Here is a 12,488-nt window from a genome sequence, read left to right as displayed (position 1 = left end):
GGTCACGGTGTAGGAACCCCGATCATCTCAAACCGGCAGTGCACCTGTCGCCGTATCAGCCGCCGAACCTCGCCACTACCTGCGGATTCGGGTCTGAGCCTGCCGCACCGATTGGTCCGGCACGCATGCCCGTCCGGCGCGTGTGCCGGACCGACCCGTGGCGGGCCCGTCCCTACCCGCGCGACCGCCGTCACCGGCTTCCGAGCCGGCACGGGGTGTTCAAGGCCAGGTAGTTGCTCAGCTTTGACACCGTCGGTTGTCTCCACGACGACATTGGGCCGGAAACGCCGGACCTCGAAGCGGCCTTCTGGATAAAGGTCGCGCAGGCGGTCGACGGTTGCCGTGGTCAACACGTGCACCACGGCGCAGTCGAAGAACGTTCCCCCGGGCAGGTCGAAGTCGGTGACGGTGTCCCGGTAGTCCAAGCCCTCCATGTCGGGCCAGTACTCCTCGGCCCGGGAAGCCCACGGGTTGGGGAAGGTGGATTCCACGGCTTCTCGCCGGCACGGCTCCGCAGCCTCGAGCGTCACCTCACGGCCGAACACGCGCGAGAGGGATTCGTCCACGTCGGTCTGGTCACTGGTGAGCAGCGTGCCGTCCGGCAGGGTGATGCGGACCGGCGGCGTCTTGGCGCCGCGCCGCACCGGGTCGGCGAATCCGGCGCGGAACTCGAACATACGCGGCCACTTCCGCGGATTCTTCGCGCTGGCCACCTTCCCGTCCGTGCGGTCCAGCAGGGCGTAGGCGCGATCGCCGAGCACCCCGCGCTCACCGACCTCGGCGGCGTTGAGCTCCTCTCCCAACATCGACTTGACCGGATACCGCCACAGGGAGACCACCAACCCGAGGGTCTCTTCGGTTGGCCGAGCCATGTCCTACCACCAGCCTTCAGGAACTGCCCAACAAGTTCTGGACGGTCCACAGGCACCCGAGCCGCACCGGTCTCGTTCTCCGCCGAGGGACGAAGCGGCTACGGGCTCGGTGGACCGGTCTGCAACGGCGGGGTGACGACGATGGCCTCCCGCGTGCTCTCCACGATGTCCACGACAGCCTGTTGCTCCGGCCTTCGCGGAGGTCGGGCTGGCAAGCCGGGGAACGCCGATGGGCCTGCGGATGTCCACCCAGGGCGGTTCGGGGCCGCCGGGGCTGCGTCGCCCGCCCCCTGTGGCAGGGTGCCCATCGGGCACCGTCGTCCGGCCCGGCCGCCGCCACCCGCTCCGCCTCGGTGACGCTCATCGGATGGAGCAGCAGGCGCGCTGTCACGAGATCATCCACGGCAGGGAGGAGTATCACGCGGGATCGCCGTACCGCACGGGGATTACGCGGCCGGTTGCCCGTTGCCGGCCCGTGCTCCCCGCGATCACAGCGCGTCGACGGCGCTCACCTTCCATCCGCCGGCGGTGCGTGTCAGCGTCATTCGGACGCGGTTCAGGTCGAGCCGTGGTGCGGAGAGTCGGGTGCTGTCGGTGACCTGGTTGACGAAGAGCAGCACCACGACCTTGTCGGGGGTCGCGGAGACGACCGCGGGGCCGGCGGCGACGGTGGCTGTGACGACGCCCTGGTACTTCGTGGCGGTGGGGGTGACGACGGTACGGGTGGTCTTGGCGTACGTGTCGCGGAACGTGCCGGTCAGGTGCGTGCGGGCGGCGGTGAAGTCCCGGTCGAGGTGGCGGTAGTCGTAGGAGAGGATCACCGGCGCCGCCTTGCGGGCGGCGGCCACGGCCTGCGTGCGGGCCTGGCCGGTGCGTTCGGCGTCGCGGTATGCGAGTCCGAGGAACGTGGCGGCCACCAGGCCGCCGACGAGGAGCAGGGCCAGGGCCGCGGCCCGGATCCGGACGGGAATACGGGGGCGAAGGCCGAGGCGGGGGCGAGGGCGCGCGGGCGCACTGGCCTCGTCCTGTACGGGGTAGACGTGCAGGACACGCCCCACGGGCCCAGCCGGCTTCACCGGCTCGACAAGTTCCGCGCGTTCGACGCGCTTCGCCGCCGCGCGGGCAGCGGCCGCCATGTTGGTCGCCATGGTGTGTCTCCTCTCAGCCGACGAACTCGACGTCGGATGTCAGCCAGCGCCCGTCCACGGAGCGGAGGTCGAGCTGGAGCCGGTAGGTGCGGGCCTCGCCGTTCGGGGCGGCGGTGTTGGTGACCTTGCTGTCGGCGACGACAAGGACGCGGGCGGAGGTGTCGTCGGCGCGGACGATGCCCGCATCGAGGATCTGGCCCTCGGAGACGGACTTGTTGGCGGCGACCAGTTGGGTGAGCTGGGCGGTCCGCTGGGTGAACTGCTTCTTGAAGTCGCCCGTGGCGCCGCTGAGGACGTTCTTGCTGTCCTGGGCGTAGTGCCGGTAGTCCAGCGAGGTGAAGTTGAGCGCCGACTGCCGGGCTGCGGCGACGATGTCCTGGTCGCGGCGGTCGTCCGCGTACCGCTGTTGGAGCCGCAGGCCGTACCAGCCGGAGAAGCCGGCGAGCAGTACGGCGACGACGCCGAGCGCGGCGAGGATGCGGTGGTCGGTCACACCATGGGGCCAACGAGCAGCCATTGCCATGAATCCTTTCCGAAGACGGCCTGTTGTCCGCCGGTCGAGCCGATGGAGACGCTGCCCTTGGGGGCGTTCTGAGCCCCGCGTACGGAGGTCTTGGAGCCGCGCGGGGCGGTGCAGCGGGCCTGGGTGTTGGCGGGGCGGTCCGCGGTGTCGGCGGGGTCGCGGCGCTGTGTGGTGCCGTAGCCCTGGCGGCAGGGCGGGGGGTCGTCGGCGTTGACGACGAGCCCGAAGTGGGCGGTGTTGTCGCCGGGGGCGACGGTGAAGCTGCCGGCGACGGCGGCGGGGAAGGTGACCAGGGCCTGCTCGAGTCCGGGGAGCCGGGCCACGGTGACCTGGCCACCGCTGATGAGGTTGCCGAGCAGCACCGGCAGCGCGGAGCGGTTGTCCTTGAGCAGGGCGTCCAGCGCGTGCGAGGCGCTGACGCCGTTGTCCATGAGGCGCCGGATGTCCGCGTCGCGGTCCTTGAGGGTGGCGCTGAGGTCGGCCAGGTCATGGGAGAAGGACCGGATCGCCGAGCCCTTGTCGGCCTGGGTCTTCAGTACCGTACGGGAGTTCTCGATCAGGCCGATGGTCTGCGGGAGGGTGCGTTCGGCGGCGTCGACGAGGCTGTTGCCGGAGTCGACCAGGCGCGTGAGGTCGGGGCCGGTACCGGCGAAGGCGGAGCCGAGCTCGTCGACCGTGACCTTCAGATCCTTCTTGCCGACGGAGTTGACGAGGCGGTCGAGGCTGAGGATCAGCTCGGTGGTGGGCAGCGGGGTGCGGGTGTCCCGGCGGGCGATCGTGCTGCCGTCGTGCAGATACGGGCCCGTGGCGGTGCGCGGCTGCAGGTCGACGTACTGCTCCCCGACGGCGGAGCGGTTGGCGACAACGGCGAGGGTGTCGGCGGGGATGCGGGATCCGCCGGTGATGCGCAGGTCCACGGCCACACCGTCGGCGCCGCTCAGCCTCAGCCCTCCCACGCGGCCCACCGGCACGCCCCGGTAGGTCACCTCGGCCCCCGAGAAGACACCGCCGGAGTCGGCGAAGTCGACGTGCACGGTGTAACCCCGGTCCATGATGCGCTCGCCGAGACCCGCGTACTCGGCGCCCACATAGGACACCCCGAGGGCGGTGACGGCGGCGAAGGCGGCCAGTTGGAGCTTGACGGTACGGCTGATCACGCGCCCAGCCCCCTTGTCATGAGGTCGGCAAGCTTCCAGTCGACGCCGTCGGGGGACTGCGTGCCGCCGTCGTAGGAGGCCTGGCTGCCGGTGCACACGGGCGGGCAGAGCGGGCCGCCTGAGGTCTTCGTGGGGCCGGGGGTCGGTACCGGTGCAGGCGGGGTGCCCGGCACGCCCGGCGGTGTCGGTACGCCGGGCAGAGTCGGTAGGGGCGTGGGGAGGGCGGGCAGGTCCGGGAGGGTCCCCGAGCCGGAACCGGCCCCGGGGCCCTGGGACGAGCCGCCTGAGCCCTTGCTCAGGTTGCCGTAGAGGCTCATCAGATCCAGATCGGCGGTGATCTTGAGGTTGACGTAGTCGCCCTTGATGGCGTCGGTCACATTGCGCGGGAAGGGGTAGGTGGTCATCAGTTCCAGGGCGTTGGGGAGGTCGGAGCCCGCCTGGTTGAGCCGGGTGAGGATCGGCCGCAGGTTGCGCAGGTTGGCGATGACGTCGTCACCGGAGGCGTTGATGACCCTGGTGCCGACCTTGCCGAGGTCGGACAGCGAGGTCAGCATCCTGGTCAGGGCGCGGCGCTGGTCGGCGAGGATCTTAAGGGCCGGCGGGATGGAGTCGAGCGCCTTGCCGATGGTTGTCTGCTGCTCCTTGAGGGTCCGGGAGAGCTTGTCGACGCCCTTGAGCGCGCGGACGATCTCCGACTTCTGGTCGTCGAGACCGCCGACGAAGGTGTCCAGCTCCTTGAGCAGGCTCTTGATCCGGTCCTCGCGCCCGGTCAGGGCTTTGTTCAACTCATGGTTGATGGTGTGAAGTTGCGCCACGCCACCACCGTTGAGCAGTGCCGACAGCGCGGACAGCACCTCCTCGATCTCGGGGTTGCGGCCGCTGCGGGACAGCGGGATCACATCCCCGTCGCCGAGCCGTCCGGACGGCGTGACCCCGGTCGGGGCCTCCAGGGCGACGTACTTCTCGCCAAGCATGCTGGTCTGCCGCAGGTCGGCGACTGCGTTGCCGGGCAGCTTGACCGAGTCGGCGACCCTCAGGCGCACGCGGGCGTGCCAGCCGTCCAGCTCGACCTTCTCGACGGCGCCCACCGTCACGTTGTTGACCTTCACCGCGGACTGCGGCACCAGATCGAGCACATCCCGGAACTCCACCGTGACGTGGTACGCGTGCCCGTCCGCGGCCGCGCCGCCCGGCAGCGGCACGTCGTACAGCCCGTTGAACTGGCAGGCCGTCAGCAGCATCGCCCCGGCGGCGGCCCACAGCACCGTCTTGACGCCCCTCACGCGGGCACCCCCAGGATCCCGCCCAGCGTCTTGTCGACCGTGCCGGTGCCTGTCGCCGCCGTCGCGCCCTTCACCGACGGCAGGGCGTCGAAGAGCTTCTTCAGGCTCGCGCAGTCCGCCTTCTCCCCGGCCGTCCGCAGCAGCGAGCACACCAAGGACGCCGGGTCCTGGGCCTGCTCGGCGTTGTTGCGGGTGTCCAGAGTGCCGGAAGACGGGTTATAGGCGTTCTGCAGATTGGACAGCCCTGCGGGCACCACATCCATGAACTCCTCCAGCGCGGCCCGTTGTTTCACCAGCACGCGGGTGACCTCGCTCAGCCCCTTCACATCGGTGGTGAGCCGCTTCTTGTTGTCGCGTACGAAGACCGCCACGTCGCCGAGCGCGGTCGACAACTGCTTGAGCGCCGCGGACAGGTCGTCCCGCTCCCCCGACAGCTGCCCGGCGACCTGGGCCAGGCTGTCGTTGAAGGACCGGACGCTCTGGTCGTCAGCGGCCAGCGCGGCGGTGAACAGCTGAAGATTCCGTACGGTCCCGAAGAGATCGGTCCGCCCGTCGGAGAGGGTGGTGACGGCCAGCGAGAGGTCCTTGACCGTCTGGTTCAGCCGCTCGCCCTGACCGTCGAGATTGTCGGCGCTGACGCCGAGCAGCCGGGACAGCGACCCGTCCTTGTTGGCGCCGCGCGGGCCGAGGGCCTCCGCCGTGGTGTGCAGGCTGTCGAAGACGCGGTCCAGCTCGACGGGGACGGCGGTGCGGCTCTCGGGAATGACAGCGCCGCCGCGCATCACCGGGCCGGACCGGTAGACCGGCAGCAGCTGGACGTAACGATCGCTGACGACCGAGGAGTTGATGATCGCGGCCTGGGCGTCGGCGGGGACCTTCCGCGCCGCGTCGTAACTCAGCTCGACCCGGACCCGTCCTCCCTCGGGCGTGATCTTGTTGACCTCGCCGATCCGGACGCCGAGCACCCGGACGTCCGAACCGGGGTAGATGCCGACGGTGCGCGGGAAGTACGCGGTGACGGTGACGGCCGGGTTCCGCGGCCACAGGACGACGGCGAGACACGCGACCACCGCGAGCGCGGTGACCAGCGCCAGAGCGCGCAACAGGCGGCGCGTGCCAGGCTTTTCGAGGCGGCTCATCGCGACCCTCCGGTCCGGGGAGTGACGGGCGCGGCGACGACGTTCTGGACGTAGGTGTCGAACCAGCGCCCGTTGCCGAGGGTGTTGGTGAATACCCGCGCGTAGGGCGCGAGCAGTTGGATGCTGCGCTCCAGGCTGGTCTGGTTGCGCTGGAGCATCCGTATCACCGTGTCGAGGCGGCTCAGCGCGGGCCCGATCTCCTTGCGGTTGTCGTTGACGAGGCCGGACAGCTGGGTGCCGAGCGTGGTGGCGTTGACGAGCAGGTCGTGGATGGCCGTGCGCCGACGGTTGAGTTCCTGGAGCAGCTTGTCGGCGTCCTTGATGAGGGTGACCAGTTGTCCGGAGCGGTCGGCGAGGACACTGGTGACGCCGTTGGCGTGGTCGAGGAGTTGGCGCAACGCCTGGTCCCGGGAGGCGACGGTCCGGGAGAGCCGGGACAGTCCGGTGATGGAGGCCTTCACCTCGGCCGGGGAGTCCTTGAAGGTGCCTGAGATGGTGTCCAGCGCGGTGGCCAGCTGATCGGTGTCGATTTTCTCACTGGTGGTGGTGAGGTCGCTGAAGGCTGCCACGACGTCGTACGCGGAGACCGTGCGCGACCGCGGTATCTCGCTGCCCGGCGCCAGTTGCTCGGCGCCCTTGGGCTCCAGTGCCAGGTACTTGGCGCCCAGGATCGTCTTGATCCGGATCGAGGCTCCGGTCGTGGTGCCCAGGTGCTGGTCCCCCTTGACCCGGAAGGTCACCTTCACGTGGTCCCCGTCGAGTTCGACGGCGTCGACCTTGCCGGCCTTGACGCCGGCGATGCGTACCTCGTCACCGGGCGTCAGCCCGCCCGCCTCGGAGAAGGCCGCGCTGTAGCGCTCACCGCTGCCGATCAGCGGCAGGTCCTGGACGTTGAAGGCCGCGACGACCAGCAGGGCGATCACGCTGAGTCCGACGGCGCCGATGACGACGGGATTGCGCTCGCGGAACGGCTTCATCCTGGGGATCCGTATGCGCTTCATCCTGGGAATCCGTAGGCGCCTCATCCCGCGCACCTCGCCTGCTGGACGTGGAGTTCCGGGGTGAGCGTCCTGGCGGTCTTCGGCAGGACGACCCGTCCGTCGAAGTCGCAGAGGTAGAAGTTGAACCAGGATCCGTAGGACGCCGTCGCGGTGAGTTTGTCGAGCTTGTTCGGCAGTCGCTTCAGGACGCCCTCCACGGTCTTCTGGTTGTCGTTCAGCGTCTTGGAGAGGTCGGACAGCTGCGAGATGTCGGAGCGCAGTGCCGGGCGGCCCTGCTCCAGCAGGCCCGAGGTGACACCGGACAGATCGCTGATGCTCACCAGCGAGTCGCCGATGGCGGTGCGGTCGGTGGAGAGCCCCGAGACCACCCGCCGCAGCTGGGTGAGCAGCTCCGAGAAGCGGGCGCTGCGCTGGTCGAGGGTGCCCAGCACCTCGTTGAGGTTGTCGACGACGGAGCCGATCAGCTGGTCGCGGTCGGCGAGTGTCGAGGTCAGCGACGCCGTATGGGCCAGCAGGCTGTTGACCGTGCCGCCCTCGCCCTGCAGGGTGCGGATGATCTCGTACGCGAGCTGGTTGACGTCCTGGGGGCTGAGCGCGGCGAACAGCGGCTTGAAGCCGTTGAGCAGCGCCGTCAGGTCCAGCGCGGGCCGGGTCCGAGACAGGGGGATGCGCCCGCCGGGCCTGAGCCGGGTCCCGTCCCCCGGGCCCTCGGTGAGAGCGATGTACCGCTGGCCGACCAGGGTCCGGTAGCGGATGACGGCGCCCGTGCCGGCGAGCAGCGGCCGGCCGCGGTCGACGGTGAAGCTGACCTCGGCGACCGTACGGTCCCCCGCCGTCGTCGTGCGGATGTCCTTGACCTCGCCGACCCGCACCCCGGCCACGCGGATGTCGTCGCCGACCTCCAGGCTGGTGACATCGCTGAAGAGCGCGCTGTACGAATCGGTGGAGGTGAAGCGGACATTGACGATGGTGGCCGCGAGCAGCGCGGTTGCCAGGATCGTCACCATGGCGAAGATGCTGAACTTGATCAGCGGTGCGGTGGTCTCCATTGCCTTCATGCGACGCTCACCGCCGTCCCGCGGGCCAGGGGGCCGAAGAGCAGGGTCGCGACCGGCGGCACCTGGTCCGCGGGCACCCCCATGACCGGTGCGACCAGCGCGCCGATGACGTCCTGCTCGGATGCCGACGCGCTCGAGGCCCTCGTTCCGTCGTTGAGATGGAGGTCGGGCGCCGGCACCTGCGGACTGGGCAGGCCACGGCAGTCGGGGCCGGACCGGTCGGCGTAGCGCGGCTCCTCGCCGGGGTGGTACGCCGGACGCGACTGGACGATCTCCAGGGTGATGTGCATCTCGCCGCCGGCGAAGACCTTCTCGCTCATCGGCTCCTGCTTCGCCAGTCCGCCCAGCAGGCAGGGGAATTCGGGTGAGTAACGGGCCAGCAGCGCCAGCGTGGGGCGCGAGACCCGGTTCAGGGTGATGATCCGGTCGGCGTTGTCGCTCAGCACGCCCTGCCCGGTCTTCGCGAACGCGGTGGTCCCGGTCAGCAGCGCCGCGAAGGTGTCCCGCTTCTCGACCAGGGTGCGGCTGCTGGTGATGGTGTTGCGGAGCACCTTCAGCAGGTCCGGGGCCGCGTCACCGTAGACCTCCGTCACATCGGCGAAGCGCGAGATGTCTTCCTTGATCTGCGGTAGATGCGGGTTGAGCGTGTGCAGATAGCGCTGTACGCGGGCGAGGTTGCCGCCGATCCGGTCGCCGCGCCCCTCCAGGGCGTCGGCGAAGGCGGACAGCGTGGCATTGAGCTCGGCCGGCTGGACGGTACGGAGCAGCGGCAGCAGGTCGTTCATCAGCTGCTGCACCTCGATGCCGGCCTTGGTGCGGTCCTGGGTGATCACATCTCCGGCCCGGATGTGCCGGGTCGCGGGCCGGCTGGGAACGACCAGGTCGACGTACTTCTCACCGAAGAGCGTCTTGGGCAGCAGCCGCGCCTCCACATTCGCCGGGATGTCGTCGACGTGCTCGGGCTTCAGCGCGATGCCGAGGATCGCCTTCCTCCCGTCGGCGCGCACATCGCGGACTTGGCCGACGATGAGGCCGCGCAGCTTGACGTCGGCGGCGGGGTCCAGCTGGTTGCCGATGGTGTCGGCCTGGAGGGTGATGCGTACCACCGGCGTGAAGGCCTGGCGGTAGACGGCCACGGCGAGCGACAGCAGCAGGGCCAGCACGGCGAGGAACACCAAACCGTACAGCCGCAGCTTGACGGGGGATGTCCCCGCTCTCACCGGTTTCGCCTGTTTCATGAACATGGGCTATCCCGCGATCCGTACGGTCGTGTTGGCTCCCCAGATCGCCAGGCTGAGGAAGAAGTCGAGGACGTTGATGGCGACGATGGAGGTGCGCACCGCCCTGCCGACCGCGACACCGACGCCCGCGGGACCCCCCTTGGCGTGGTAGCCGTAGTAGCAGTGCACGAGGATGATCAGGACGGCGAAGGCGATCACCTTGCCGAAGGACCACAACACGTCCACGGCCGGCAGGTACTGGTGGAAGTAGTGGTCATAGGTGCCCGCCGACTGCCCGTGAAAGCCGGTGGTGATGGTGCGGGCGGCCAGATACGAGGAGAGCAGCCCGACCACGTACAGCGGGATGACGGCCGCGAAACCGGCGATCATGCGCGTCGTGACCAGGAACGGCAGCGAGGGGACCGCCATCACCTCCAGCGCGTCGATCTCCTCGCTGATCCGCATCGCCCCGAGCTGCGCGGTGAATCCGGCGCCGACGGTCGCGGACAGGGCGAGCCCGGCGACCAGCGGGGCGATCTCGCGGGTGTTGAAGTACGCGGACAGGAAGGCCACGAAGTTCGAGGTGCCGAGCTGGTTGAGGGCCGCGTAGCCCTGCAGCCCGACCTCGGTACCGGTGAAGAAGGACAAGAAGGCGATGACACCGACGGTGCCCCCGACCACGGCCAGCGCGCCGCGTCCGAAGCTCACCTCGGCGAGCAGCCGCAGGACTTCCTTCTTGTAACGGCGGAGCGTACGGCCGCTCCAGGCGACCGAGCGCCCGTAGAAGGTCAGCTGGCCGCCCAGCTCCTCCAGTCGTTGCATGAGATTGGTCAGCGCCATCCGCCTCAGCCCTTCTGCGGAACAAGCTGGAAGTAGACGGCGGTCATCACGAAGTTGGTGACGAACAGCAGCATGAAAGTGATCACCACAGACTGGTTGACGGCGTCACCGACGCCCTTCGGCCCGCCCTTGGCGGTCAAACCCTTGTACGCGGCGACGATCGCGGCGATCGCTCCGAAGACCACGGCCTTCAGCTCGCCCGCGTACAGGTCGGGCAGCTGGGCGAGGGTGGTGAAGGAGGCAAGATAGGCGCCCGGAGTGCCGTTCTGCAGGACCACGTTGAAGAAGTAGCCGCCCGCCACGCCGACCACCGACACCAGGCCGTTGAGCAGCACCGCCACCACCATGGAGGCCAAGACCCGGGGGACGACCAGGCGGTGAATGGGGTCGATACCGAGCACCTCCATCGCGTCAATCTCCTCGCGGATCCTGCGCGCCCCCAGGTCCGCGCAGATCGCCGAACCGCCCGCGCCCGCGATCAGCAGCGCGGTCACGATGGGCGAGGCCTCGCGCAGCACCGCCAGGACGGAGGCGGCACCGGAGAAGGACTGCGCGCCCAGCTGGCGGGTGAGGCTGCCGATCTGCAGCGCGATCACCGCGCCGAACGGGATGGACACCAGCGCGGTCGGCAGGATCGTCACACTGGCGACGAACCAGGCCTGCTGGATGAACTCCCTCACCTGGAACGGCCTTCGCGGCAGCGTCCGCAGCACGTCCAGCGCCAGGGCGAAGAGGCTACCGGTGTGCCGCAGGCCCGCGGTCGGAGAGAGGGTCATGCGCGTACCCCCTCCTCCCGCGCGGCGATGGCCTCCCAGCGGGGCGGGCGAGCGATGGCGGCGCTGGGCAGCAGCCGCGGGGTCACGACGACACCGGCTGTGTCGTCGAGCCCCGCCAGCTCCTGCTCGACCTGGGAGGCGTCCTTCTCCTCCGCCATCCCGATCGGGCCCTCCATCCGCCCGTTGAGGAACTGCCGTACGACCGGCTCGTCACTGGCCAGCAGCTCCTCGCGCGGCCCGAACATCACCAGCTCACGGCGGAACAACAGCCCGATGTTGTCCGGCACCTGGCGGGCGGAAGCGATGTCGTGCGTGACTATCAGGAAGGTCGCGTTGATCTGCGCATTCAGATCCACGATCAGCTGGTTGAGATACGCCACGCGGACCGGGTCGAGCCCGGAGTCGGGCTCATCGAAAAGGATGATCTCCGGGTCCAGGACGAGCGCCCGCGCGAGCCCTGCCCGCTTGCGCATACCGCCCGATATCTCCCCGGGCAGCTTCTCCTCCGCGCCGATCAGGCCGACCATGTCCATCTTCTCCAGCACGATGCGCCGGATCTCGCTCTCGCGTTTGCGGGTGTGCTCGCGCAGGGGGAAGGCGATGTTGTCGTAGAGGTTCATGGAGCCGAAGAGAGCGCCGTCCTGGAACAGCACGCCGAACAGCTTGCGCACCTCGTAGAGATCGTGTTCGCGCAGCCGGGTGATGTCCCGGTCCGCGACCTGGATCGATCCCTGGTCCGGTTTGAGCAGGCCGACCAGCGTCTTGAGGAAGACCGACTTACCGGTGCCCGAGGGACCGAGCATCACCGAGATCTCCCCGGCAGGAAGCGTCAGCGAGACGTCCTGCCAGATGACCTGGTGGCCGAAGGACTTCGTGAGCCCTTCGACGCGGATCTCCACACCCATCCCGAATCCCCTTCAACCACGACCACGCTGTCGTTGACAGACCGGGGCACGGACGGGAAGCGGAGGAGCCGCGCTCCCGGCCTGTCCTCTGCTCTACGGCGGGGAGTGCCGCGTCCGTCGCGGCGATGGGAATTTTTTTCCGGAGGGGGTCGCCCCCACCGGCGCGCACCCGGGAACGGCGTCGACCGGGGGCCGGCGGCAGCCCGGTCAGGGGCGCACGAGACCGCCCGGAACGTCCGGCGGCGCGGGCGGCGTGACCGTCACCGGGACGCCGCCCACCGCGCCAACCGTGGGCACCTCAGAGACCGACGGAATAGGGACCGCCGTCACGTCGGGAACCGCCGGCACCGCCGGCACTGCGGGCGTCCGGGGCAGCTGGGACACCTGCGGCATCGAGACACCCGGCACCGGCATGCGCACCGGACCGCCGAGGCGCGGCCCTGGCGAAGTCCCGGCGGACGGGGTCGCCGGCACCGCACCGCCGCTCCGGCCCGGCCGGTCCGCCCGCTCGGCGCGGTGGGGCTGACCGCCGGAGCCGGGCGGCCGCGGGCTGTCCTTCACCGTCG

Annotated in this window: 12 protein-coding genes and 1 pseudogene; all 13 read right to left on the bottom strand. The window is 69.7% G+C overall.

What is annotated here, in order from left to right; genetic code table 11:
• Nucleotides 1-2 precede the first annotated feature (2 nt).
• Nucleotides 3-872, bottom strand: a complete 870-nt coding sequence (locus tag EFK10_RS00630) for an MOSC N-terminal beta barrel domain-containing protein (RefSeq protein WP_127353837.1) — start codon at nt 870-872, stop codon at nt 3-5.
• Nucleotides 873-1,360: 488 nt separating this feature from the next.
• On the bottom strand, nt 1,361-2,020 hold the full coding sequence (locus tag EFK10_RS00620) for a hypothetical protein (protein WP_127353836.1): 660 nt from the start codon (nt 2,018-2,020) through the stop codon (nt 1,361-1,363).
• A 13-nt stretch (nt 2,021-2,033) separates the two neighbouring features.
• On the bottom strand, nt 2,034-2,537 hold the full coding sequence (locus EFK10_RS00615; protein ID WP_407646983.1) for a hypothetical protein: 504 nt from the start codon (nt 2,535-2,537) through the stop codon (nt 2,034-2,036).
• Nucleotides 2,510-3,700, bottom strand: a complete 1,191-nt coding sequence (locus tag EFK10_RS00610) for an MCE family protein (protein WP_127353834.1) — start codon at nt 3,698-3,700, stop codon at nt 2,510-2,512. Before EFK10_RS00610 ends, EFK10_RS00615 begins: the two co-directional genes overlap by 28 nt.
• Nucleotides 3,697-4,941, bottom strand: coding sequence for an MCE family protein (locus EFK10_RS00605; protein WP_127353840.1), 1,245 nt, complete (start codon nt 4,939-4,941; stop codon nt 3,697-3,699). The genes EFK10_RS00610 and EFK10_RS00605 overlap by 4 nt, the downstream gene beginning before the upstream one ends.
• A 38-nt stretch (nt 4,942-4,979) precedes the next feature.
• Nucleotides 4,980-6,122 carry an MCE family protein gene (locus EFK10_RS00600; protein WP_206305250.1) on the bottom strand — a complete coding sequence of 381 codons (1,143 nt, stop codon included), beginning with the start codon at nt 6,120-6,122 and terminating at the stop codon, nt 4,980-4,982.
• Nucleotides 6,119-7,099, bottom strand: a complete 981-nt coding sequence (locus EFK10_RS00595) for an MCE family protein (protein WP_127353839.1) — start codon at nt 7,097-7,099, stop codon at nt 6,119-6,121. Before EFK10_RS00595 ends, EFK10_RS00600 begins: the two co-directional genes overlap by 4 nt.
• Nucleotides 7,100-7,143: 44 nt before the next feature.
• Nucleotides 7,144-8,181 (bottom strand): MCE family protein, encoded by a 1,038-nt coding sequence (locus tag EFK10_RS00590; protein ID WP_127353833.1) that lies wholly within the window; start codon nt 8,179-8,181, stop codon nt 7,144-7,146.
• Entirely contained in the window at nt 8,178-9,425 is a 1,248-nt protein-coding gene (locus tag EFK10_RS00585; protein WP_407646982.1) for an MCE family protein, read from the bottom strand. The genes EFK10_RS00590 and EFK10_RS00585 overlap by 4 nt, the downstream gene beginning before the upstream one ends.
• Before the next feature lie 3 nt (nt 9,426-9,428).
• Nucleotides 9,429-10,241: an MlaE family ABC transporter permease gene (locus EFK10_RS00580; RefSeq protein WP_127353831.1), complete on the bottom strand. Its 813-nt coding sequence runs from the start codon at nt 10,239-10,241 to the stop codon at nt 9,429-9,431.
• A gap of 5 nt (nt 10,242-10,246) precedes the next feature.
• Complete coding sequence (locus EFK10_RS00575; protein ID WP_127353830.1) at nt 10,247-11,017, bottom strand: MlaE family ABC transporter permease; 771 nt, start codon at nt 11,015-11,017, stop codon at nt 10,247-10,249.
• The gene (locus tag EFK10_RS00570; protein ID WP_127353829.1) at nt 11,014-11,922 is read right to left on the bottom strand and encodes an ABC transporter ATP-binding protein; all 909 of its coding nucleotides are present in this window, start codon (nt 11,920-11,922) and stop codon (nt 11,014-11,016) included. Before EFK10_RS00570 ends, EFK10_RS00575 begins: the two co-directional genes overlap by 4 nt.
• 207 nt (nt 11,923-12,129) lie before the next feature.
• Nucleotides 12,130-12,488 (bottom strand): annotated as a pseudogene (locus tag EFK10_RS48390) (hypothetical protein); the annotation flags it as partial.

The sequence above is a fragment of the Streptomyces soli genome, assembly GCF_003999195.1.
Taxonomy (GTDB): Bacteria; Actinomycetota; Actinomycetes; order Streptomycetales; family Streptomycetaceae; genus Actinacidiphila; species Actinacidiphila soli.
The sequence above is the reverse complement of the archived record's forward strand: the minus strand, read 5'-3'. Positions and strand labels throughout refer to the sequence as shown.